A 22975-nucleotide genomic window follows, 5' to 3' on the forward strand; every position below is an offset into this window, starting at 1 on the left:
TCCAGGAGCTGTTCGCAGTACTAGACACTTATGTACAGTACGTATACGGTTCCGGTTTCGGACAGTCCGGGGAGGGAAGCCTTGAAGTCTCACTACCGCGCAGTCGTCATCGGGGGAGGAGTGGTGGGCGCTTCGGTGCTCTATCACCTGGCGCGGTTCGGCTGGTCGGATGTGGCGCTGATCGAGCGCGCCGAACTGACGGCGGGGTCGACTTGGCATGCGGCGGCGGGGTTCCACGCGCTCAATGCCGACCCCAATGTCGCCGCGCTGCAGGATTACACCATCAACCTTTACCGCGAGATCGAGGCCGAATCCGGCCAGGACGTCGGCCTGCACATGACCGGCGGCGTCAACATCGCCAGCGATCCGGCGCGCTGGGAGTGGCTGAAATCGGCCTGGGCGGTATTCCAGTCGGTCGGCATCGAGACCGCCCGGCTGGTGACGCCTGACGAGATCAAGGCGATCTGCCCGATCGTCGACGTCACCGGCGTGCTTGGCGGCCTCTACGATTCCAACGAGGGCCATCTCGACCCTTACGGCACGACGCATGCGTATGTCGGTGCCGCCAAGAAGCGCGGCGCCGACGTGATCCTGCGCAACCGCGTGGTCGAGCTGAAGGCGCGCGCCGACGGCCATTGGGATGTCGTCACAGAGCAACGCACCATCACCGCCGAGCATGTCGTGAATGCCGGCGGGTTGTGGGCCAAGCAACTCGGCCGCATGGCCGGGGTTGAACTGCCGGTGACGCCGATGGAGCACCATTATTTCGTCACCGAGGACATTCCGGAAGTCGCTGCCCTCGACAAGGAGATCGGCCTGGCCGTCGATCTCGACGGCTTTTCCTATCTGCGGCAGGAGCGCAAGGGCGTGCTGCTCGGCGTCTACGAGCAGAACCCGAAGCACTGGAACATGGACGGCGCGCCGTGGGATTACGGCATCGAGCTCATCCCCGAAGACATCGACCGCATCGGCCCGGAACTTGCCAAGGCGCATGAGCGCTTCCCTTGCCTGGCGACGGCAGGCATCCGCAAATGGGTCAACGGCGCCTTCACCTTCACCCCGGACGGCAATCCGATCGTCGGGCCGGTCCGCGGCCTGAAGAATTACTGGGTCGCCTGCGGCGTCATGGCCGGCTTCAGCCAGGGCGGCGGCGTCGGCAAGTCGCTGGCCGAGTGGATGATTTACGGCGAGCCGCAGGCCGACATTTTCGGCATGGACATCGCCCGCTACGGCGCCTTCGCCGCAAACCGGGAATATCTCAGGCAGACGACGCGACAGTTTTATTCTCGTCGTTTCGTCATGACCTTTCCCAACGAACGGCTGCCTGCGGGCCGGCCGCTGAAACGCCCCGGCGCCTATGACGGCATGAGTGCGGCGGGCTGCGAATGGACGGCCTCCTGGGGGCTGGAAATCCCCGCCTATTTCGCGCCGATGGGATTCCGCGAGGAGACGACGCTCAGGCGTTCCAACGCCTTCGACATCGTCGGTGACGAGGCGCTGCAAGTCCGGCGCGCCGCCGGCCTCATCGATATCTCGGCCTATGCGCGCTACGCGATCACGGGACCGGGCGCGGAGGCCTGGCTCGACAGGCTGCTGGCCTGCAGGCTGCCGAAGGCGGGACAGGCGAGGCTGGCGCCGATGCTCGGGCCGGACGGGCGGCTGAAGGGCGATCTCACCGTCTTCAACTGGGGCAATGGCGACTACTGGCTGATGGGCTCCTACTATCTGCGCGAATTCCACATGCGCTGGTTCGAAGCGCATATGGCTGAAGGCGTTTGCGTCACCGATATTTCAGATGCGATGTCGGGCTTTCTGGTCACCGGCCCCAATGCCAGAAAGATCGTCGAGCGCACGACGCACCAGGACATCTCCCCCAAAGCATTGCCATTCATGGCATGCGGCGAATTTGACATTGGCATGGTGCGGGCAAGGATGGCTCGCCTCTCCATCGCCGGCGAACTCGGCTTCGAGATCAACTGCCCGGCCACCATGCATGCCACATTGCGCGAAACGCTGCTTGCCGCCGGCGAGAATCTCGGCCTCGCCGAGATTGGCTATTACGCACTCAACGCGCTTCGGCTGGAAAAGAGCTTCGGCATCTGGTCGCGTGAATTCACGCAAGGCTACACGCCCGGCCAGACAGGGCTCGACCGCTTCATTGCTTTCGACAAGGGCGATTTCATTGGCCGCGAGGCGGCGCTGAAGGAACGCAAGGCCGGTGTTGCACGACGGATCGTGACGCTGGAAGTCGATGCCATCGACGCGGACGCCAGCGGCTTCGAGCCGGTCTGGCACGGCGCTCGGCGCGTCGGCTTCGTCACCTCCGGCGGCTTTGGCTACACGATCGGCAAGAGCGTCGCGCTGGCGTTGGTGGATGACGATTTTGCCGAGGAAGGAACGGCGCTTTGCGTGCACATTGTCGGCACCGAGCGGCCGGCGCGTGTCATTCCGGCTTCGCCTTACGATCCCTTGGGCAAGGCGATGCGGCAATGAGGAGGTTTCCGGATGATCGATGACGCGGCACGCGAAGGCAGGCGCGAGCGCCGGCGAGGACGCATCGGCGAGGCCGGCAGCGAGAGCAGCCGCCGGCCCAATTACCGCTCTCTGAAGAACCCATTCCTGCCGCAGCCAATCTTTTCGGACGACCACGTCGCCTCGATCCACGACACGGCGCTGCGCGTGCTGGAAGAGCTGGGCATCAAGGTTCTGCTGCCGCAGGCGCGCGACCTGCTCGCCCGCGCCGGCGCCCTGGTCGACCCGGATACCGACATGGTGCGGATCGGCCGCGACATGGTGGCCGCCGCGCTGGCCTCGGCGCCACGGTCGATCCACGCTCATGCCGGCGCACGTGCCCGCGACCTGCCGCTCGAACTCGGCTCGATGACCTTCCTGGCGGGCTCCGGCGCGCCGAACGTCACTGACCTCGAACGCGGCCGCCGACCAGGCACACTGGCGGCCTTCGAGGAGTTCATCAAGCTGGTGCAGCATTTCGACGTGCTGCACATGCTGGGACCTTGCGTCGAGCCGCAGGACATCGACAACCGTTTTCGCCACTACGCCGTCAACCGGGCGCAACTGACCCTGTCGGACAAGCTTCCCTTCATCTTCGCGCGCGGCACCCCCCAGGTCGACGACAGTTTCGACATGATCAGGTTGGCGCGCGGGCTGTCCGAGGACGAGTTCCGCTCGGGCGCCCATTGCTACACCGTCATCAACACCAATTCGCCGCGCCAGCTCGACATCCCGATGGCGCAGGGCATCATCGACTTCGCCAGGGCGGGCCAGGTCCTGATCATCACGCCCTTCTGCCTGGCGGGTGCGATGGCCCCGATCACGGTGGCCGGCGCGCTGACGCTGCAGCATGCCGAGGCGCTGGCCGGGTTGACGCTGGCGCAGATCGTGCGGCCGGGCGCTCCTGTCGTCTACGGCTCCTTCTCCTCCAATGTCGACATGAAATCGGGCGCGCCGGCCTTCGGCACGCCGGAGCATATCAAGGCGACGCTCGGAGCCGGCCAACTGGCGCGCTTCACCGGCCTGCCGTGGCGTTCGGGCGGCGGCAGCGCGGCCAACATCTCCGATGCGCAGGCGGCGCATGAGACGCAGTTTGCGCTGTGGGGCTCGGTGCTGGCAGGCGCCACCGTGTGCATCCATGCCGCCGGCTGGCTGGAGGGCGGCCTGAGCGTTTCCTTCGAAAAGCTGGTCACCGACATCGAGGCGTTGCAGACGGTGGCTGAACTGTGCGCCGCCACGCCCGGCGACGACGATGCCATCGGCTTCGAGGCGATCGCCGAAGTGCAGCCCGGCGGCCATTTCTTCTCGGCAGGTCACACCATGGCGCGCTACCGCACCGCCTTCTACGAGCCGCTGGTGGCCGACTGGTCGAATTTCGGCAACTGGACGCAGGCCGGTTCCAAGACCGCAACCGAACGCGCCACCGGTATCTGGAAGCGCATCCTCGCCGATTTCGAGCCGCCGGCGACGGCTATTGCCACATCAGCTGTGCTCGATGATTTCATCGCGCGCCGCACCGAACAGGGCGGGGCGGCGCCGGTATCGTGAGATAGCTTATTCCTCTCATCGTCCTGAATTGTGGGTGCGATCCGGAACCTGCTGCACCTCTCATGCATTCATGGCACGGCCGGTGCCTGCTCGCATTGCGAGCCATTGAGGGAGGACGACCACATGGGTTTCGACCAGTACCACGAACCGCCCGAAGAATTGTCGCAGGAGGTGCGAACCTTCGCCCGCATGATCACCTCGCTGATCGAGGAAGCGGAAGCGATCTCCTGGTATGAACAGCGCATGTCGGTGGAGAAGGACCCGCAGGCCCGCGCCATCATGAAGAACGCGCAAGGCGAGGAGTTCAAGCATTTCGGCATGGACCTCGAATTCCTGCTGCGTCAGAAGCAGGACTGGCGCGCGGAACTGAAGGAAATCCTGTTTACGACGGGAGATATCGTCAAGGCTGGCGAGGCGGGAGAGAAGAAGGTGGACTGAGCGGTCCGGCCCGGGTGACTACCGAAAGTTCCGTTCACTTCGGACGTCCACGCTATTGGAATTCATTCCAATCAATTTTAGCTGTGAAATCGCAAACATAATTAGGGTCAAAATCTACTTCGATTGTCTCATCCAGAAAACCTTCAACTTTAATGATCATTGGCTGAGTTGCCTCTGTCATGTCGTCGAGATCTATAAAAAATAATGTACCCTTTAGCCGATTGGCATGGTGCCAGAATTGGTTCCAGAGCCATTGGTGGTCGGCGCGAATAGCATTTAAATCGTGCGAAAGCGCTCCAGATACCGCGTTGCTGGCGGGAAAGTTTCTGTAGGGGGAAAATTCGTGCATGACATGTCCCGTTCTATCGTGAATTCGTTTCACACGATCAATGTCCTCTTCCCTTGTCTGCTTGATATCTAGTTCCCAAATAGTCTGCTCGTTTAGCGCGTCCTTTGCGGCTAGTCGCGCGTAAGCAGGGAATAGAAGCTTAGAGCTTCTTGTAAGGCGCTTGAAAACCTCACCCACTTTGTAGTTGGTCCTGAGATTGAGCGGCTCATCAAACTCAATTTCGGCTGCAATTACACACAAGTACGCAATCGTCTCACATGCCTTTCGTATTTGCAGACAGGCAGTTTCAATATGGATCAACGAGGCATCGTTGGCCCATAAATGGCGCCGGGCACTCATCAAACGAATTTTTAGAATCCACGCAGCCCTTAAATATTTTTCGACCAACTCCTTACGCGAGTAAGTATCCATTTTTTTCTCAAACCGCCGCGACAAACCCGTCGAGCACGCGTTTCTGGCCGGCCTTGTCGAAGTCGATGGTCAGCTTGTTGCCCTCGATGGCCGCGATGTTGCCGTTGCCGAATTTCTGGTGGAAGACGCGGTCGCCGACGTTGAACGGAGACGGCGTGTCGGCGACGGATTTGGCGACCAGTTCGCCGTCGATGGTGCGGCCCTTGATCGAGGTGCGGCCGGCGCCGTAGCCGCTGTCGGTCTCGCCATAGCCGATGCGCTCGACCTGGTGGCCGGAGCGCGAGCCCCAGTTGCGATCGGTCGCCTCGGTGCGGTTCTGCTGCGCCCGCTGCCAGCCCGGCGTGGCGTAGCTGTTGGAGAAGGCGCCAGATTTTTCGGCGCCGACATTGTCGAAGCGCGAGGCGCCATAGGGGTTCTGTCTTCCTGCCCCCTGGCCGCCCCGGCCGGAAGCGAACGAGCCGCCGCCATAGGAATTGCCGTAGCCGCCATAGGAGTTGCCGCTTTCGGCGACTTCGACATGGGTTTCAGGCAGTTCATCGAGGAAGCGGGAGGGAATCGTCGATTGCCACAGGCCGTGGATGCGGCGGTTGGAGACGAACCAGATGTGCAGGTTCTTCTTGGCACGGGTGACGCCGACATAGGCCAGCCGGCGCTCTTCCTCCAGGCCGGAACGGCCGCCTTCGTCCAGCGCGCGCTGGTGCGGGAACAGGCCTTCCTCCCAGCCCGGGAGAAAAACGGTCTCGAACTCGAGGCCTTTGGCCGAATGCAGCGTCATGATGTTGACGGCGTCGAGTTCGGCGTTCTGCTCGGCATCCATGACCAGAGCGACATGTTCGAGGAAGGAGCGCAGCGATTCATACTCCTCCATGGAGCGGATCAGCTCCTTGAGGTTTTCCAGCCGGCCGGGCGCCTCGACCGAACGGTCGTTCTTCCACATGTCGGTGTAGCCGCTCTCTTCCAGGATGGTCTCGGCGAGCTCAGTATGCGGCGTGGTTTCCAGCGCCTTCTGCCAGCGTTCGAAATTGGCGGCGACCTCGCGCAATGCGGCGCGCGGCTTGGGCTTCAATTCATCGCTCTCGGCGAGCTTGGCAGCGGCTTCCAGCATCGGTACACGCAGCGCGCGGGCCGTGTCGTGGATCTGACGGATGGTGGTTTCGCCGAGGCCGCGCTTGGGCACATTGACGATGCGCTCGAAGGCGAGATCGTCGGCGCCTTGCGCGACGACGCGGAAGAAGGCAAGCGCGTCGCGGATCTCCATGCGCTCATAGAAGCGCGGGCCGCCAATGACGCGGTAGTTGAGACCGAGCGTGACGAAGCGGTCCTCGAACTCGCGCATCTGGAAGGACGCCCGCACCAGGATCGCCATGTCGTTGAGATTGTGCTTCTGGCGCTGATAAGCCTCGATGGTCTCGCCGACAGCGCGCGCTTCCTCCTCGGAATCCCAGGCTGCGTGGACGTTGACCTTGCCATCCTCGGGATCGTCGCGATCGGTGAACAGCGTCTTGCCGAAGCGGCCTTCATTGTGGGCGATGAGGTGCGAAGCGGCGCCGAGGATATGCGCGGTGGAACGATAATTGCGCTCCAGCCGGATGATGGTGGCGCCGGGAAAATCCTTGTCGAAGCGCAGGATGTTGTCGACCTCCGCGCCGCGCCAGCCATAGATCGACTGGTCGTCGTCGCCGACGCAGCAGATGTTTACTTTGTTTTCGCTCACGGGCTGTTCCGCGCCTGCCGGCGCGGGCCCGACCCCTCTTTTCTGCGCGCCTTCGGCGTCGCGGGAGGGGCTTCGCAAAGGCTCGGACGCCCGGTCGGGCTTGCGGCCTTCGGCCGAATGCAAATCCGTAGACGTCGCGCTACGCCCGCTATTTGGCCGCTGCGCCAGGAGCCGCAGCCACATGTATTGCGCGGTGTTGGTGTCCTGGTACTCGTCGACGAGAATGTATCTGAACCGCTTATGATACTCCTTCAGCACGTCCGGATTGGCGCGGAAGATGCGGATAGGGTGGCAGAGCAGATCGCCGAAATCGCAGGCGTTCAGCGTCTGCAGGCGCTCCTGATAGGCCTTGTAGAGCTCGCGGCCCTTGCCGTTGGCGAAACTGCGCGCATCGCCCTCGGCGATATCAGCCGGGCCTTGCCCCTTGTTCTTCCAGCCGTCGATCATCTGCGCGAACTGCTTGGCCGGCCAGCGCTTGTCGTCAAGGCCCTCGGCCTGGATCAATTGCTTGATCAGCCGCACGACGTCGTCGGTGTCGAGGATGGTGAAGTCGGATTTCAGCCCGGCAAGCTCGGCGTGCCTGCGCAAGAGCTTGACGCCGATCGAGTGGAAGGTGCCGAGCCAGGGCATGCCCTCGACATTGCCTTCGCCGATCAGGATGCCTATGCGCTGCTTCATCTCGCGCGCGGCCTTGTTGGTGAAGGTCACGGCCAGGATCTGCGAGGGAAAGGCTTTTCCGGTCGCCAGGATGTGGGCGATGCGGGTGGTCAAGACGCGCGTCTTGCCGGTGCCGGCGCCGGCCAGCACCAGAACGGGACCTTCGGTGGTTTCCACCGCCAGCCGCTGCTCGGGGTTCAACCCTTTGAGATAGTCGGGCGCGTTGTTGTGGCCGCTGCGGGCAGCCATGGCGCGCGCGGCGATGCCCGACGGGGCGGTGGGCCGCGCATCGGGTTCATCGAAAAAGGGCATGTCTTCGGAAAAGCCGGACATCGCCCCCGAATGTAGTGATTCGGTGGAGAAAGACCAGAACTGTCTACGTTTTGTTCCACTCCTGATTGTTTCCGGCCTGCTTGACAGGCAGGGCGGGTGAGGGAAAGCTGCGTAAAGGGCAGGGAGGGGATCCTGTTGCCCACGGCCGCCTCGAGGCGCGCAACAGTCGAAGGAGTATCATCTTGGCTGTCACCATCACCTCCCTCATCCTCTTCCTCATCGGCCTCGCGCTTGGCGCCGGCGGCATCTGGTTGGCTTCACTGGGAGGCAGCTGGTACTACATCATATCAGGCATCGCCTTCCTCATCGCAGCATGGCTGCTCTACCGGCGCAGATCCACCGCGCTCTGGCTCTACGCCGCGATCGTGCTGGGCACGCTTGCCTGGGCGGTCTGGGAAATCGGCTTCGACTGGTGGGAACTCGGGCCGCGCGGCGGCATCATCGTGCTCATCGCGTTGTGGCTGCTGACGCCGTGGGCGAGGCGGGGCCTTGTTGGTCCCGATGGCCGCGCGCCGCTCATTCTCGCCGTGTTGGCGTCGCTGGCGGTCGCCGGCTATTCAATGACGACCGATCCCAAGGATATTGCCGGCAATCTCGACACCGACAAGGTGACCCCGGCGGCCGATCTCGGCGGCGACATACCTGCCGGCGAATGGCACTTCTACGGCCGTACGCCCTATGGCCAGCGCTATTCGCCGCTCGACCAGATCACGCCGGAGAACGTCGCCAACCTGCAGCCGGCCTGGACTTATCGCACCGGCGACGTGAAAGGTCCCGACGATGTCGGCGAGACCACCTATCAGGTGACGCCGCTGAAGATCGCCGATACGCTCTACATCTGCACGCCGCACAATTTCGCCATCGCCATCGACGCCGCCACGGGCAAGGAGAAGTGGCGCTACGATCCCCAGGTCAAGCTCGACAAGGACCGCCAGCACCAGACCTGCCGCGGCGTCTCCTACTACGCCGACGCCAAGATCGGTGCCGGGCAGCCTTGCGCCGCGCGTGTCTACCTGCCGACTTCGGACGCGCGGCTGATCGCGCTCGACGCCGCCAACGGTCAGGTCTGTCCGTCCTTTGCCGAAGGCGGCACGCTGAACCTTCTGACCGGCATGCCTTATCCCAAGTCCGGCTATTACTATTCGACCTCGGCGCCGCTGATATCGGGCGGCAAGATCATCGTCGGCGGCGCGGTCAACGACAATTATTCCACGCAGGAGCCGTCCGGCGTCATCCGCGCCTTCGATGCCTCCACGGGCGCGCTGATCTGGAACTGGGATTCCGGCAATCCCGACCAGACCACGCCGCTGGCGGCAGGCCAGACCTACACCGCCAATTCGCCCAACATGTGGTCGACGCCGAGTGCCGACGAAAAGCTCGGCCTGCTCTACATACCGCTCGGCAACCAGACGCCGGACCAGCTCGGCGCCGGCCGCAGCGCCAATGTCGAGAAATTCTCCTCTTCGATCACCGCGCTCGACCTCAATACGGGGCAATTGAAATGGGTGCGCCAGACCTTGCATCATGACCTTTGGGACATGGATGTGCCGGCGCAGCCGAGCCTTGTCGACATCACCAAGACCGACGGAACGGTCGTGCCGGCGCTGGTGGGGCCGACCAAGCAGGGCGACCTCTACGTGCTCGACCGGCGCACCGGCGAGCCGGTCATCCCGGTCAAGGAAGTGCCGGCGCCCGGCGGCGCCATCGAAGGCGACCACACATCGCCCACGCAGCCGGTGTCGGACCTTTCCTTCAATCCGCCGCCGCTGACCGATGCCGACATGTGGGGCATCACCATGTTCGACCAGCTGGCGTGCCGGATTGCGTTGCACAGGCTGCGCTATGAGGGCCGCTACACGCCGCCATCGCTGCAGGGCACGCTGGTCTATCCCGGCAATTTCGGCGTCTTCAACTGGGGCGGCGTGGCGGTCGATCCGGTCCGGCAGGTGCTGTTCGGCATGCCGACCTATCTCGCCTTCACCTCCAGGCTTGTGCCCCGCGCGGACGTGCCGCCGCCAGGCGACGCCAATGGCAGCGAGCAGGGGCTGAACCGAAATGACGGCGCTCCCTATGCGGTGGTGATGGGACCGTTCCTGTCGCCGCTCGGCATTCCGTGCCAGGCGCCGCCATGGGGCTATGTCGCCGGAGCCGACCTCAGGACCGGACAGATCGTCTACAAGCACAGGAACGGCACGGTCTATGACATGACGCCGCTGCCTTTGCCGCTGAAGGTCGGCGTGCCCGGCATTGGCGGGCCGATGATCACCGCCGGCGGGGTGGCTTTCCTCGGCGCCGCGGTCGACGACTACCTGCGCGCCTACGACCTGACCTCAGGCAGGCAGCTCTGGCAGGCGCGCCTGCCAGCCGGCGGGCAATCGACGCCGATGACCTATACGGTGGCTGACGGGCGCCAGTTCGTGGTCATCGTCGCCGGCGGCCATGGCTCGGTCGGCACCAAGCCCGGCGATTACATGATGGCGTATGCGCTGCCGAAGTAGGAACGGGTGCGGTCTCGCAGGATCGCGCCCTAACTGATTCCGAGATGGCTCTTCAGGCTGGGTACCGAGCCGAGCACTTCATTGGTGAGATCAGGCCCGGCGGCGGCTTCGGCCTGTTGGATCAGCGTGGCGCCGGCCTGCCTGATCTGCGCCATGTCGAGGCCGGAAGCCTTGAGCGCGGCGACGCCGTTGATCAGTGCGCCGGCCTTTTCGCCGAGAACACCGCCCAGCGCGCCTTGCAGCGACGACAGCAGGCCACCACCGCCGGCCGCGCCGGCGGCCATGACGTCGTATTGGCGGGCGAGATCGTCGGCGCCGGGAATCTTGGCGAAGAAACCCGAAACGTTGGTGCCTTCCGCCTCGTGCTCCAGCACCGAGAAGATGGTGCCGACGACTTTCTCGGTCGTTGCCTGGTCGAGGCCTGCCTTTTGCGAGACGGTGTTGACGATATCCTGGACGTTCATGGTCTCACCTCAAATTTGGGATTTCGGGTCCGGGCGGCGGTCCCGGCCGATGCGAAGCTCGATCATCGACCGCCTGCCTGCGTCCACAAGCCGGAAGCGTAATGCCTGAGCGGCAGCCAGGGCAAGGACGAACGCGCTGGTGAGGATAGGCATGATCATCGGCGGGTGTCCTTCTGGTCGGGACGGGATGGGACGGGCATCGGTAGCACGCAGCTTCCCTTACCATTGTGGCAGTGCCGCCAGGATTTATCGGCGATGACCAAAAAGTGATGGGGCGGGCGCCGGCGTTGCCGGCTTCACTGGCTGCGGCCGATGCTTGCCGCTGCGCTCATCCAGGCTGGACCGGGCCGGCCGCGCCCCTATCTAGCTCCGGTGTTGAAGCCTGAAGCCGAGGAATGCGCCATGACCAAAGCAGCCGCCAGACCAGCAAAGCTTGGGATCACCCAGGCGATGATCGACGCCTATGACGAATACACGCATCTGACACTCGATCGCCGCCGCTTCATGGAGCAACTGACCCGGCTTGCTGGATCCGGGGCGGCGGCCGCGGCGATCGCGCCGATGCTGGCTGCCAACTCTGCCCAAGCGGCCATCGTCGCCGAGAACGATCCCCGCGTGAAAGGCCAGGACATCACCTATCCCGGCGCCGGCGGCGAGATGAAGGGCTATCTGGTCAAGCCGGCGGACCAGGCGGGCAAGCTCGGCACCGTCATCGTCATCCACGAAAACAGGGGGCTCAACCCGCATATACGCGACGTCGCCCGGCGCGTGGCGCTGGAGGGCTTCGTGGCGCTCGCTCCGGATTTCCTGTCGCCGCTCGGCGAGACGCCCGCCGACGAGGACAAGGCGCGCGACATGTTCACCAAGCTGGATCCGGCGCAGACCGTCGCCAATGGCGTCGCGACGGTGGCTTTCCTCAAGGCCGACAAGGACGGCAACGGCAAGGTCGGTGTCGTCGGTTTCTGCTGGGGCGGCGGCACGGCCAACATGCTCGCCGTGAACGCGCCTGATCTGGCGGCAAGTGTCGCCTATTACGGCATGCAGCCGAAGGCCGCGGACGTTTCCAAGATAAAGGCGGCGCTGCTGCTGCACTATGCCGGATTGGACGAACGGACCAATGCCGGCATCGACGCCTTCAAGAAGGAACTCGATGCCGCGCATGTCGAATACACGGTCTATGTCTATGAAGGCGCCAATCACGCCTTCAACAATGACACTTCGGCAGCGCGCTATGACAAGAAGGCGGCTGATCTCGCCTGGGGCCGGACCGTCGCCTTCCTGAAGGAGAAACTGGCTTAGCGGAGGATCTACTGCGTGCTCGCAGGCCTATGCAAGGCGACGCCGGCCACCACCAGCGCAATACCGATGCAGTCGCTGATGCCGGGGATCTGGCGCAGCACGAGAATGCCGATCAGCGTCGCGGTGACTGGCAGCAGCGACAGCATCAGCGCGAAGCTCGACCGCGGCAGCCGCGCCATGGCGAGCTGGTCGCAGATATAGGGGATGACCGAGGAGCAGATGCCGACGCCGATGGCCGCCAGCAGCAGCGGCGCGGAGAAAAAGGCGGGCAACGCGTCGGTGAGGCCGATCGGCAGCACGACCAGGAAGGCCACGGCCATGGCGGCGCCGAGCCCGGCAATGCCGCCGCCGGCGCCTGAAGCGGCGACGCGGTGGCCAAGCACGATATAGCCCACAAACAGCGCGCCGTTGAGGAAGGCCCAGAACAGGCCGATGGGATCGCTGGACCATTTGACGTCGATCAGCAGCAAGGTGCCGGCCACGGCGACGGCAAGGGCAGCGAGATTGCGCGCGCTTCGGAGACCGACCAGCGCGACGCCGATGGTGCCGACGAATTCGATCGCGGCCACCAGCGAAATCGGCAGGCGGTCGAGCGCCAGATAGAAGGAGCAGTTCATCACTGCCAGACAGGCGCCGAAGGCGAGCAGCAGCAGCCGTGTCGACCGATCGGCCTGGGCGAAGGTTCGCCACGGACGCGTCAGCGGCGCGAAGATCAACGCGGCGGTGGCGATGCGCAGCCAGGCCATGCCCAGCACGCCGATCTGCGCAAACAAAAGCACGGCGAAGGCAGGGCCGAGATAGTGGAACACGGCGCTGACACAGAACCAGACATGCGGCGGCAGCGACGTCGGCAGGCTGGTAAAGGCCGCACCTGTGGGCGTGGTTTGGACTTGCGTCCGATCGTTCATCGGATCAGTATCGCAGGTATTTTTTCCGTCTGATATGGGTCGTGGTCGTTCAGGGACCTCGGTCGCTTTCCGGATGCAAGGAGTTTTTGATGAAGCGCCTTCGAAACGAAAATCTCGACCTCGACGCGGTCGATCTGAAGATACTGCGCCTGCTGGAAAAAGATGCGCGCGCCAGCACGGCCGAGCTGGCGCGCGCCGTCGGCCTGTCGGCGCCGAGCGTGTCCGAGCGTGTCAAGCAGCTTCAGGAGAGCGGCGTCATCGAAGCCTATTGCGTGCGGATCAATCCGGCGGCGCTTGGCCTGAACCTGTCGGCATGGCTGCGCATCAGGCCGGTGCCGGGGCAGCTCGCCGTCGTGGCCGAGATCATCCGCGACCTACCCGAGATCGCGCAATGCGACCGGGTAACCGGCGAGGACTGTTTCATCGCGCTGGCGCATGTCGGCTCGGTGGCCGAACTCGAACGGGTGATCGACCGTATCATTCCCTACGCGATGACCAACACGGCGATCATCCAGTCTTCGCCGGTGGCGGCGCGCTCGCCGCTGGCGGCGATCAGGCGGCAGGGTTGAGGTCAAACGCCCGGAATGTCGTCAATGGAAGTGGCCGCTCTACCCGCAGCGTCAGGCGTGGCCGCGCTTCATGCGGGCCTGCTTAAGGATGACGCGCCAGCGGATCATGTCGAAGGGGATCGGCTCATTGTTGTTGGCGATGTGGAAGATCTCGTTGTTGACGTTCTTCAGCGAGCGCCAGAAATCATAGTCGGTAATGCGCGGATCGGCGGCGAGCCTGTCCACCTCGACTTTGATATCGGTTTTCATGCACGTCCCCCGAATCGGCTATGCCCCGCCGCCCGTGTCGCTACTTCGATGCGGATCGTTTTCGAACGGCCCGCTGAGTCGCGCAACGGTCCAATCGGCTTGTTCCCGTTAAAACCTCGGTAAGGTTAACGCGGGCCCCGGGCGGGTTCAAGCCGTCTTGCGTTTGATGCCGATCGAGCGGCCTGCGCGTTCGGGCATCGGCAAGGCTGCGTGAGCGGCGCGCATCGCTTCGATCTTGGTCAGCACGTCGGCGGGGAAGGGGGCTACCTTGGGCCCGGACATGTCGACATGCAGTGCAAGCTGCTCGGACGTGGCGGCGAGCCAGCCGTCGGCATGGCGGATTTCCTGGTAGAACCGCAGCCGCTTCTCGTCATGGTCGATGAGTTGGAAGGAAACTGTGACCTTGTGGTCGAGATGCAGTTCCTGCACGTAGCAGACATGGACTTCGGCGGTGTAGATGGTGAGGCGGCGGTTCTTGACATAGTCCAGCCCCATGCCCATCGCCTCAAAGGCTTCATCCGAACAGCGGTCGAACAGGACGTTGTAGTAGGCCATGTTGAGATGGCCGTTATAATCGATCCAGTCCTTCTCGATAGCCATTGGCTGAGAAACAAAAGGGGCGGGGATCGGCATGGCAATTTCCTTGTTCTGGTGCTGGACAGAGCGTGGTTGTAAGAGCGGTTCATCGTTTCACGGAAACGTCGGACCGCCTCTTTGATACAATTCCCCAGGGAAAGCGCTAGGCGCTTTTCCCGGGAAAACCGCTTCACACTTTTCCTGGAATTGCGTTAGGCATCATCCATAAATGCATGACAAGCATGGACACATTGGTCCATTCGCGGAGGAATTCATGGCCCTGAGCGACCTCAATCCGGTCGAGCGCAACGAAGAAGGCATCGCCGCCGTGCTCGGCATCCTCAAGCAGCGGTTTGGCGAGCGCTTTCAGACCGGCCAGGCAGTTCGCTCCCAGCATGCGCATACGACAACCTACATCCCGACGCAGGCACCGGACGGCGTCGTCTTCCCGGAAACGACCGCCGAGGTACAGGAGATCGTGCGCGCCTGCGCCGCGCACCGCGTGCCGGTGATCGCCTTCGGCGTCGGCTCCTCGCTCGAAGGCCACACCAACGCGCCGGGCGGCGGCATCTCGGTCGACACTTCCCGGATGAACCGGATCCTATCGGTCAATCCGCAGGATCTCGACTGCACGGTCGAGCCCGGGGTGACTCGCGAGGATCTCAACCGGCATCTGCGCGACACCGGCCTGTTTTTTCCAATCGATCCCGGCGCCAATGCCTCGCTGGGCGGCATGGCGGCGACACGGGCCTCAGGCACCAACGCGGTGCGCTACGGCACGATGCGCGAGAACGTGCTATCGCTGACGGCCGTCATGGCCGATGGCGAGGCGGTGACCACCGGCAAGCGGGCAAAAAAGAGCTCGGCCGGCTACGACCTGACACGGCTGCTGGTCGGCTCGGAAGGCACGCTCGGCATCATCACCTCGCTGACCTTGAGGCTGCAAGGGATTCCGCAGGCGATTTCCGGTGGTGTCTGCCCGTTTCCGAGCGTCGAAGCGGCCTGCAACGCCGTCATCGCGACGATCCAGATGGGCATTCCGGTGGCGCGCATCGAACTGGTCAACGCGCTGCAGATGCGGGCGATGAAGGCTTATTCCAAGCTCGACTATCCCGAAAGCCCGTGCCTGTTCGTCGAATTCCATGGCAGCGATGCCGGCGTTGCCGAGCAGGCCGAGACCTTCGGCATGATCGCCGAGGAGAATGGCGGCGGACCGTTCCTGTGGACCAGTGTCGCCGAGGAGCGCACCAAACTTTGGAAGGCCAGACATGACGCCTATTGGTCGTCGCTGACGCTGCGGCCAGGCGCCAAGGGCCTGTCGACCGACGTCTGCGTTCCAATCTCGCGTTTTGCCGAATGCGTCACCGAAACCGAGGCCGACATCGCCGAAATGGGGCTTGTCGCGCCGATCGTCGGCCATGCCGGCGACGGCAATTTCCACGTCCTGGTGCTGATGGACGTGAACGACCCAAAGGAAATCGCGCTGTCGGAGAAATTCGTGGCGCGGCTCAACATGCGGGCCATCGCCATGGAGGGCACCTGCACGGGCGAGCACGGCATCGGCCAGGGCAAGATCGGCTTCCTGCGCTATGAGCTCGGCCACGGCGTCGACATCATGCGCACGATCAAGCAGGCGCTCGATCCGCTCGATATCATGAACCCGGGCAAGATACTGCCGGCTGCCGAGTAGACGCCGTCATGGGCTCGTCTTGACCCCACCCCCAATCGGGCCGAGACTCCGTGTGCTGAAGGCCCAGAAGACGGGCAACCCAAGCGGAGGAGTGGTGTCATGGCGATTTCACGCAAGGAAGAAGCGCGCGCGCTGAGTGCCGACGAACACGAACTGGTGGAGAAATCGCACCATCCGGCGGTCCAGGACCTTTCTGACGCCGATCTGTCCGGCCTCGTCAAACGCCTTCGGGAGCGGCGCGACAAGGCGCAGACCGAGGCGCATCGACGCCGGCGCGAAATCCGGGGCAAGGGCACACCGAAAGGGGCTGTCGCTTCAAAGGCCGATGGCGGCTCTCAGTTGAAGCTTGCGATGCTGGCGACGGCCATGCGGCGGTTGAATGGCGAGGCCGAACGGCGCCGCCAGTTGACGGCGCGCGTCTCATTGGTCGACAGCGCGCGCAAGGCGCTGGCCCTGAAGCAGAAAGCGCCGACGGATGGTCCAGCGTTCAACGCGCGCACTGCGCACAAGGGCATGCGAGCGGTGGCAAACCAGAGGACGCCGAATCTGGTTCGGCCGGCCGAGCTCGGCCGACAACGCAAAGCGGCCAAGGTGGCGCAGGCAAAGCGCGACGCGCGTTGAATTCGCACTGATGACGCCGATGATCGCGTGCTGATCTCCGCAGCACGCCGAAGCACGACAAACGCTTCTCCGCCGGCACGTGGTCGGTAGGCCGCTTTGCTGTGTGCGTCGTTTACCGAGTGGCCAACTTCTCTGGCGCTGCTTCGGCAAGCACCTGCAGCATCGGCCGTGTCGGTGCGAAGAATGTCGTGCCGGTGTGAGGGGTGGAGAAATCAAGCAGCCGGTCGTAGGCGCCGGGCGGATCGCCGACATACATGCGCTGCAGCATCTTCTCGATCACCCAGAGATATCTCGAATAGCCGATGAAGTAGGTGCCGAATTCCCGTTGCCCCGGCCGGCCGAACGGCATGTTGTCGCGCAATATGTCATGTTCGGTGCCGTCGGCATCCTCGATGGTGGCGAGCGACTTGTGCGATTTGCGCGGCGCTTCGTCATCATCGATTTCGATGTTGTCGATCTTGGTTCGGCCGATGATCGCCTCCTGCACGGGCGTGGGGATTCGCGCCCACGCCTGGAGATCGTGCAGGTATTTTTGAACGACGACATAGCTGCCGCCGGCAAAATCGGGATCTTCGTCGCCAACGAGCGCCGAGGCGGGCAGATCGAGGCCGGTGGGGTTGGCTGTGCCGTCGACGAAACCGAGCAGGTCGCGGGCATCGAAATAACGGAAGCCCGAGACTTCGTCGACGACGGTCACGCCGGGACCAAGCCTGTCCAGCAGGATACGCTCGAACTCGAAGCACATGTCGGGCCGCTCGGAGCGGATATGGAAGAGAAGGTCGCCCGGCGTCGTGGGCGCGGCGTGAACCGCACCCTTGATCGGCGCGAACCGCTTCAACTCCGCCGGCCGCCGGCCGGGGTTGAGCCGGTTCCATAGATCGTGGCCGATGCCGGCGATGCAGGACAGGCGGCCGCCGAGGTCGCGGAACCCGACAGTCTTGACCAGGTCGTCAAGGTCGCCGAGTACGGAACAAACCTTTCCGAGAACCGCCTGTTCATCGGCTATGGTGACGACAAGGAAAATCGCTGATTGCGAAAGCGGCGCATCGACGCTCTGCGCATCGATCGGCACACGGTCCCAGTTCTTCCCCGACATCCCCAATTCTCCGCTTTTCCAGGATTGTTTCAGACGATCCCGGATCGGAAAACGCCGCGACCGGAACAGGGCGAGGACGCCCAAAGCAAGGTATCGCGATCAAGAGCGACCGCGCAACATCGAACGCCGTCCATGGTTGTCGCCGACGACGATCGAATTGCCTCTTTATCGACACGCGGATGCAGGTAGAGTGCGGCTGATTTCAACCAAACCGTTCGGAACTGATGCTCGCACGCCTGTTCGTGATCTTTGGTGGCCTGTTCGTGCTGGTGCTGTGCGCGGCGCTGGTGGGGCCGTATTTTGTCGACTGGTCCGGCTATCGGGCGCAGTTCGAGCGCGAAGCGAGCGCCATTCTCGGCCGCAAGGTGACCGTGCAGGGCGACGCCACGGCGCGCTTGTTGCCGTTTCCGTCGGTAACCTTCTCCAATGTCGCCGTTGCCGGCGGCCCCGCCGGCCAGCCGGCGATGACCGTCGAGACGTTTTCGATGGATGCGGAACTGGCGCCGTTCCTGCGTGGCGAGGTGCTGATTTTCGACATGCGGCTGGTGCGGCCGAAAGCGACGATCGACATCGCCGCCAATGGTACCGTCGACTGGGCGATGCGGCCGTCCTCGCCCTTCAACCTCAACCAGATCTCGATCGAGAAGCTGACGGTGACGGAAGGGCAGATCGAGTTGCGTCATGCCGCCGGCGGACGCAGCCACACCATGTCCGAGATCAATTCGACCATTTCGGCCAAATCGCTGGCGGGCCCGTGGCGCATGGATGGCACGTTGAGGTTCGACGGCCTGCGCACGACGGTTGCCGCCACGACCGGCAAGGCCGAAGCCAACGGCCAGATGCGGTTTCGGCTCAAGGCCGATCCCGACGCCTATCCGCTGGTCATCGAAACCGACGGCAATGCCGGCATCGTCAACGGCGCCGCCATCTACTCCGGACAGTTCAAGATTTCCGGCGCCGATAAGAACTCAGCCCAGTTGCGGGGCACCGATGGCGAGACGGTGAAGGTCGGCACCGGCAAGTCCGATCCCGGCTTTCGGGTTAACGGCAAGTTCGCGCTCGATCACCAGAAGCTCGGCATCGATGAATTCCGCTTCGAGACCGGACCCCTCGACAATCCCTATACCGCCGACGGCAAGGCCTCGATCGATCTCGGCCAGAAGCCGAGCTTCGCCATCGAGGCCAATGGCGCGCAGGTGCAGTTCGACGAGGCCGTGGGTGCGGCGGCAGGCGCCGGCCTGACACTGGATCAGCGCATTGCCGGACTGGAACAGGCCTTGCTCGACCTGCCTAAGCCGACCATTCCCGGAACGGTCGAGGTCAGGTTGCCGGCCGTGGTGGCCGGTGACACCACGGTTCGCGACGTTCATCTTTCCGCCGAGCCGGTCGATGGCGGCTGGTCGGTGAAATCGCTCGCCGCGACACTGCCCGGCCGCGCCACGCTGGAGGCCGACGGCCTGCTCAGCGTCGAGAACCATTTCGGCTTCACCGGTTCGCTGCTGCTGGCCGTGGCGCAGCCTTCCGGCTTCGCTGCCTGGTTGTCCAAGGACGTCGACGAGGCGATCCGGCGTCTGCCCGCCGCCGGCTTCCGGGCTAAAGTCGATCTCTCCGAAAAGCGCCAGGCCTTCAGCGATCTCGAACTGGTCCTGGGCAAGGCGATGTTTTCCGGCCGCATCGATTCCAGCCAGCCCGACGACGCCAGGCCCTCGGTGCTGATGCGGCTGGAAGGCGGCGATCTCGATGTCGACGGGCTGGCGGCCTTCGCTTCGATCTTCATCAGTGACAAGGGCGCCAACCGATTTGCCGACCGCGACCTCGATTTCCAGATCAAGGCGGGACCGGTCAGTGCCGGAGGCTTGTCCGCCGACACGGTCGACACCGCGCTCAGGCTGCGCGACGGGCTGCTTGAGATCGACCGACTGTCGGTGGGCGGGCTGGCCGGCGCGTCGATCAGCGCCACAGGCCGGATCAAGGATTTTCCGGCGAGCCCGACCGGCAAGCTTGACGCCTCCGTGGTCGCCGTCGACCTGAAGCCGCTGCTAGACGTGGCGGCGCAGCACTATGCCGACAACGCCGTGCTCAAGGGACTGGCTAGCCGCGCCGCAGCCTATCCCGACCTGTTCCAGGATTCACGCGTCGATCTTGTGGTGAGTGCCGCCGACAATGGCGACGGCACAACGGGGCTTGCTGTGAGCGGGCAAGGCAAGGCCGGCGGATCGTCCTTTTCCGCCTCGCTGTCTGGGAAGGGAGCGGTCGACAAGCTTCTTGAAGCGCCTGTGGCGCTGACCTTCAATGCCAGGAACCCCGACGCCACAGCGCTGCTGGCACTTTACGGCTTGCCGGCACTGCCGCTCGGCATGCTCGGCGTGGCAAGCACCGACATCCAGGCCAAGGGCACGCTGGGCGGCGGCCTGGCGACGAGCTTCAGCCTTGCCGGCAACGACTTCAACGCCGGTTTCGACGGCACCGTAGCCGACACGCCGCAAGGTCCGGTCGCGAAGGGCAAGGTCAGCCTCGATGCGGCCGACATCGAGCCCTGGCTGATGACATCGGGCATAGGTTTGCCAGGCATGGGGACAGGCACGTCGACGTCGCTCACCGCGCAGGCCGATTACGGCAACGGCCTACTGGTGCTCTCCGGCCTCAATGCCGCCATCAACGAAGCTGCGGTGTCGGGTGACGTGAATATCGACATCAAGGAGGGGATTGACGGCAAGGATGGCGCGCCGCATCTGGCCGGCTCGCTGGCGCTCGACGAACTCGATCTCGACCCGATCGCGGTGGCGCTGTTCGGCGATTCCGCGTTCACGGACAAGAGCGGAGACAATAAAGGCGGTGTGTGGCCGTCGGCCCCGTTCAGCCAGAAATCCAGCCTTCCATTCACGGCCGATCTCGACTTGACCACGGCTTCCCTTGCCGCAGGGCCATTCGCGACCGCCTATGACGCGGCCTTGTCGCTGAAGCTCGACCGGAAAGGCATCCGCGTGTCCGATCTCAAGGCGAAATTCCTTGGCGGTGCGCTGACAGGCCTGTTCGAATTGAAAAACAATGACGGCACTGGGCTTTTCACCGGCCAGATGAAGCTCGCGGGTGCCGATTTGCCAGCCGTGCTGCCGGATGCCGGCATCGACGGCAAGGGGGATGTCTCGGCGGCGTTTTCGACAAGCGGCAAATCGGTCGACGCGATGATCGCCGCTCTGTCGGGTTCGGGCACGGCGGCGCTGAAGGGCATCACGGTCGCCGGCGTCAATCCGGATGCGTTCAGCACCTTCCTCGCCAAGGCCGACGCGATCGGCCGCGATATCGATGCAGCCAAGACAGCCGGCTTCGCCCCTGCTATCGCGGCAGATGGCAGTTTCGCGGCAAAGGATACCGACATCGCCTTCACCATTGCAGGTGGCACGCTACGGGCGCCGCCGATCAGCCTCGAAAATCCTTCGGCGACCTTGTCCGCCGATATCACGGCGGACCTCAATGCCGATACGGTCTCCGCCAAGGGCGCGGTCACCTACCGGCCCGGCGACGAAGCGCTCGTCGGTTCCGAACCGGCGATGAATTTCAGCGTCGAGGGGCCGTTCGGCGCCGTCAAACGGCAGTTCGACAGCGAACCGCTGGCGCAGTTCCTGACCCAGCGCGCGCTCGAGAAGGAGCAGCAGCGGGTCGAGGCGATGCAGGCCGCGTTGCTGGAGAAGCAGCGGCTGCGGCGCGAGGTGCGCTATTACGCTGCGTTGCAGGACCAGCGCGACAAGGCGGCCGAGGAGCTGCGACAGCAGGAGGAGGCGGCGCGGCTGAAGGCCGAGGCCGACGCCAAGGCGAAAGCCGAGGCGGAAGCTCAGGCGCAGGCCGAAGCAGAGGCCAGGGCCAAGGCGGATGCCGAGGCAAAAGTCAAAGCCGAGGCGGATGCCAAGGCAAAGGCCGAGGAGGCGATGCGGACCTCCTCGCAGGAGAAGGCAAGGCTGGAAGCAGAGCGCAAGGGCGCCGAGCAGACGCCGAACCCGGAACCGGCGGCACCGCCGGTGGCCAATGACAATCCGCCTCCGGCCAAACCGCAGTTCAATCCGTCTACGATCGACAATTTGCTGAAGTCTTTGCAGTAGGGCAGTAGGGCAGTAGGCTGTAGGCAGGGGATTTCCCTCGATCGTTCAAATAACGAGCAGTTCGGCGCTGTCGGCGACGTAGCGGGCGTGACGAAAATCGCGGATGGCGGCAAGCTTGCCCTCCTGCCAGACAAGCAGGATGAAATAGGCTGGTCGCGCAGCCGGATCGTTGCCGTCGTGAACGAGGACCACCGGCCTGTCCTCGACGAATCCCGGCACGAAACGCCAATCGCGGAGGCGGGAATAGTTGTGGAAATAGGTGGCCACTTCCTTGGGTCCGGTAAACCGCGTCCTGGCCACCAGCTCTAGGCGAACTTCATCGGCGAGCATGTCGCGCACGGCGTCGAAATCACGGGCGTTGAAGCGATCGATATAGGCTTCGAGCAACAGGCGTTCGGAGACGCCCAACCTGGGAACCGGCCCATCCTCGGGCTCGGCGGCGAGCTGGCGCAAGCGGCCGCGGCCACGATGCAGCGCCGCCTTGACGGCCGGGACGCTGGTGTCCAGCGCGGCGCTGATCTCTTGCAGCGAATAACCCAGAACGTCCATCATGATGACGCTGCTGCGCTGCGCGACGGGCAGGCGCATGAAGGTGTGCAGGCCGGCGGCAGCGGCCTGACGGTCGAAGGTGGCGTTGGCCGGGTCGACGATCATGTCCGGATCCTCATCGGAAAAGGCCTTTTCGCGGGCTCGCCGGCGCAGAAAGTCGAGTGCCGTGTTGTGCGCGATGCGGAACAGCCAGCCCTCCGGATTTGCGATCTGGCCGGCGTTCGGCAAAGCCTCGAACGCCTTGGCCAGCGCTTCCTGCAACACGTCCTCGCCGTCGAAGACGGAACCCGTCATGCGCGCGCAATAGCGGTGCAGCTTTGGGCGCAAGTCCCCAAGCAGGCGTTCGATGAGCGCGCGGTGCCCGCCAGGAATGAGGATGTTCATACGCCCGCCGTTCT

At 64.0% G+C, this 22975-nt stretch carries 18 protein-coding genes; 9 read left to right on the forward strand and 9 right to left on the reverse strand.

Annotated features, from left to right (window positions below; translation table 11 throughout):
• Nucleotides 1–81 precede the first annotated feature (81 nt).
• From FJ428_RS17310 to FJ428_RS17320, 3 genes are all read left to right on the forward strand, one after another.
• Nucleotides 82–2493 (forward strand): FAD-dependent oxidoreductase, encoded by a 2412-nt coding sequence (locus FJ428_RS17310; protein ID WP_140879853.1) that lies wholly within the window; start codon nt 82–84, stop codon nt 2491–2493.
• Between the two features lie 12 nt (nt 2494–2505).
• On the forward strand, nt 2506–4059 hold the full coding sequence (locus FJ428_RS17315; RefSeq protein ID WP_140879854.1) for a trimethylamine methyltransferase family protein: 1554 nt from the start codon (nt 2506–2508) through the stop codon (nt 4057–4059).
• 123 nt (nt 4060–4182) lie between these two features.
• Entirely contained in the window at nt 4183–4497 is a 315-nt protein-coding gene (locus FJ428_RS17320) for a hypothetical protein (protein WP_140495272.1), read from the forward strand.
• Nucleotides 4498–4549: 52 nt separating this feature from the next.
• On the opposite strand, the gene FJ428_RS17325 is transcribed toward FJ428_RS17320, so the two are convergent.
• A complete protein-coding gene (locus tag FJ428_RS17325; RefSeq protein WP_140879855.1) occupies nt 4550–5257 on the reverse strand; it encodes a hypothetical protein in 708 nt (235 codons plus the stop codon).
• A 7-nt stretch (nt 5258–5264) separates the two neighbouring features.
• Nucleotides 5265–7961, reverse strand: coding sequence for a UvrD-helicase domain-containing protein (locus FJ428_RS17330; protein WP_140623147.1), 2697 nt, complete (start codon nt 7959–7961; stop codon nt 5265–5267).
• Between the two features lie 182 nt (nt 7962–8143).
• On the opposite strand from FJ428_RS17330, the gene FJ428_RS17335 reads away from it, so the two are divergent.
• Entirely contained in the window at nt 8144–10459 is a 2316-nt protein-coding gene (locus FJ428_RS17335) for a glucose/quinate/shikimate family membrane-bound PQQ-dependent dehydrogenase (RefSeq protein ID WP_140879856.1), read from the forward strand.
• A 29-nt stretch (nt 10460–10488) separates the two neighbouring features.
• On the opposite strand, the gene FJ428_RS17340 is transcribed toward FJ428_RS17335, so the two are convergent.
• Together FJ428_RS17340 and FJ428_RS30295 are read right to left on the reverse strand one after the other, a co-directional pair.
• The gene (locus tag FJ428_RS17340; RefSeq protein ID WP_140495278.1) at nt 10489–10923 is read right to left on the reverse strand and encodes a hypothetical protein; all 435 of its coding nucleotides are present in this window, start codon (nt 10921–10923) and stop codon (nt 10489–10491) included.
• Between the two features lie 9 nt (nt 10924–10932).
• Nucleotides 10933–11082, reverse strand: a complete 150-nt coding sequence (locus tag FJ428_RS30295; RefSeq protein WP_181167328.1) for a hypothetical protein — start codon at nt 11080–11082, stop codon at nt 10933–10935.
• A gap of 243 nt (nt 11083–11325) precedes the next feature.
• Between FJ428_RS30295 and FJ428_RS17345 the strand changes: the two genes are divergently transcribed.
• On the forward strand, nt 11326–12222 hold the full coding sequence (locus tag FJ428_RS17345) for a dienelactone hydrolase family protein (RefSeq protein WP_140557563.1): 897 nt from the start codon (nt 11326–11328) through the stop codon (nt 12220–12222).
• An 8-nt stretch (nt 12223–12230) separates the two neighbouring features.
• Here FJ428_RS17345 and FJ428_RS17350 read toward each other — a convergent pair whose 3' ends face one another.
• Nucleotides 12231–13130, reverse strand: coding sequence for a DMT family transporter (locus FJ428_RS17350; RefSeq protein ID WP_140879857.1), 900 nt, complete (start codon nt 13128–13130; stop codon nt 12231–12233).
• A gap of 89 nt (nt 13131–13219) precedes the next feature.
• Here FJ428_RS17350 and FJ428_RS17355 point away from each other — a divergent pair, with 89 nt between their 5' ends.
• Nucleotides 13220–13699 carry an Lrp/AsnC family transcriptional regulator gene (locus tag FJ428_RS17355; protein WP_140521186.1) on the forward strand — a complete coding sequence of 160 codons (480 nt, stop codon included), beginning with the start codon at nt 13220–13222 and terminating at the stop codon, nt 13697–13699.
• Between the two features lie 51 nt (nt 13700–13750).
• On the opposite strand, the gene FJ428_RS17360 is transcribed toward FJ428_RS17355, so the two are convergent.
• Both FJ428_RS17360 and FJ428_RS17365 read right to left on the reverse strand, forming a co-directional pair.
• A complete protein-coding gene (locus FJ428_RS17360; RefSeq protein WP_140495286.1) occupies nt 13751–13948 on the reverse strand; it encodes a hypothetical protein in 198 nt (65 codons plus the stop codon).
• A 147-nt stretch (nt 13949–14095) separates the two neighbouring features.
• A complete protein-coding gene (locus tag FJ428_RS17365; protein WP_140879858.1) occupies nt 14096–14581 on the reverse strand; it encodes a thioesterase family protein in 486 nt (161 codons plus the stop codon).
• A 217-nt stretch (nt 14582–14798) separates the two neighbouring features.
• Here FJ428_RS17365 and FJ428_RS17370 point away from each other — a divergent pair, with 217 nt between their 5' ends.
• Nucleotides 14799–16214 carry an FAD-linked oxidase C-terminal domain-containing protein gene (locus FJ428_RS17370; protein ID WP_140879859.1) on the forward strand — a complete coding sequence of 472 codons (1416 nt, stop codon included), beginning with the start codon at nt 14799–14801 and terminating at the stop codon, nt 16212–16214.
• A 99-nt stretch (nt 16215–16313) separates the two neighbouring features.
• Entirely contained in the window at nt 16314–16835 is a 522-nt protein-coding gene (locus FJ428_RS17375; protein WP_140495292.1) for a hypothetical protein, read from the forward strand.
• Nucleotides 16836–16947: 112 nt separating this feature from the next.
• On the opposite strand, the gene FJ428_RS17380 is transcribed toward FJ428_RS17375, so the two are convergent.
• The gene (locus tag FJ428_RS17380; protein WP_140516541.1) at nt 16948–17931 is read right to left on the reverse strand and encodes a Dyp-type peroxidase; all 984 of its coding nucleotides are present in this window, start codon (nt 17929–17931) and stop codon (nt 16948–16950) included.
• A 224-nt stretch (nt 17932–18155) separates the two neighbouring features.
• Here FJ428_RS17380 and FJ428_RS17385 point away from each other — a divergent pair, with 224 nt between their 5' ends.
• A complete protein-coding gene (locus FJ428_RS17385) occupies nt 18156–22028 on the forward strand; it encodes an AsmA family protein (RefSeq protein ID WP_140879860.1) in 3873 nt (1290 codons plus the stop codon).
• Nucleotides 22029–22073: 45 nt separating this feature from the next.
• Here FJ428_RS17385 and FJ428_RS17390 read toward each other — a convergent pair whose 3' ends face one another.
• A complete protein-coding gene (locus FJ428_RS17390; RefSeq protein WP_140879861.1) occupies nt 22074–22961 on the reverse strand; it encodes a sigma-70 family RNA polymerase sigma factor in 888 nt (295 codons plus the stop codon).
• Nucleotides 22962–22975: the final 14 nt, after the last annotated feature.

Source organism: Mesorhizobium sp. B2-8-1 (assembly GCF_006440955.1).
Classification (GTDB): domain Bacteria; phylum Pseudomonadota; class Alphaproteobacteria; order Rhizobiales; family Rhizobiaceae; genus Mesorhizobium.

What these genes read in the sequence shown, in the direction of transcription:
- FJ428_RS17315 (WP_140879854.1), top strand. Translation starts at nt 2,506, where the DNA reads ATGATCGATGACGCGGCACGCGAAGGCAGGCGCGAGCGCCGGCGAGGA.
- FJ428_RS17320 (WP_140495272.1), top strand. Translation starts at nt 4,183, where the DNA reads ATGGGTTTCGACCAGTACCACGAACCGCCCGAAGAATTGTCGCAGGAG.
- FJ428_RS17325 (WP_140879855.1), bottom strand. Translation starts at nt 5,257, where the DNA reads ATGGATACTTACTCGCGTAAGGAGTTGGTCGAAAAATATTTAAGGGCT.
- FJ428_RS17330 (WP_140623147.1), bottom strand. Translation starts at nt 7,961, where the DNA reads ATGTCCGGCTTTTCCGAAGACATGCCCTTTTTCGATGAACCCGATGCG.
- FJ428_RS17340 (WP_140495278.1), bottom strand. Translation starts at nt 10,923, where the DNA reads ATGAACGTCCAGGATATCGTCAACACCGTCTCGCAAAAGGCAGGCCTC.
- FJ428_RS30295 (WP_181167328.1), bottom strand. Translation starts at nt 11,082, where the DNA reads ATGATCATGCCTATCCTCACCAGCGCGTTCGTCCTTGCCCTGGCTGCC.
- FJ428_RS17345 (WP_140557563.1), top strand. Translation starts at nt 11,326, where the DNA reads ATGACCAAAGCAGCCGCCAGACCAGCAAAGCTTGGGATCACCCAGGCG.
- FJ428_RS17350 (WP_140879857.1), bottom strand. Translation starts at nt 13,130, where the DNA reads ATGAACGATCGGACGCAAGTCCAAACCACGCCCACAGGTGCGGCCTTT.
- FJ428_RS17355 (WP_140521186.1), top strand. Translation starts at nt 13,220, where the DNA reads ATGAAGCGCCTTCGAAACGAAAATCTCGACCTCGACGCGGTCGATCTG.
- FJ428_RS17360 (WP_140495286.1), bottom strand. Translation starts at nt 13,948, where the DNA reads ATGAAAACCGATATCAAAGTCGAGGTGGACAGGCTCGCCGCCGATCCG.
- FJ428_RS17365 (WP_140879858.1), bottom strand. Translation starts at nt 14,581, where the DNA reads ATGCCGATCCCCGCCCCTTTTGTTTCTCAGCCAATGGCTATCGAGAAG.
- FJ428_RS17370 (WP_140879859.1), top strand. Translation starts at nt 14,799, where the DNA reads ATGGCCCTGAGCGACCTCAATCCGGTCGAGCGCAACGAAGAAGGCATC.
- FJ428_RS17375 (WP_140495292.1), top strand. Translation starts at nt 16,314, where the DNA reads ATGGCGATTTCACGCAAGGAAGAAGCGCGCGCGCTGAGTGCCGACGAA.
- FJ428_RS17380 (WP_140516541.1), bottom strand. Translation starts at nt 17,931, where the DNA reads ATGTCGGGGAAGAACTGGGACCGTGTGCCGATCGATGCGCAGAGCGTC.
- FJ428_RS17385 (WP_140879860.1), top strand. Translation starts at nt 18,156, where the DNA reads ATGCTCGCACGCCTGTTCGTGATCTTTGGTGGCCTGTTCGTGCTGGTG.
- FJ428_RS17390 (WP_140879861.1), bottom strand. Translation starts at nt 22,961, where the DNA reads ATGAACATCCTCATTCCTGGCGGGCACCGCGCGCTCATCGAACGCCTG.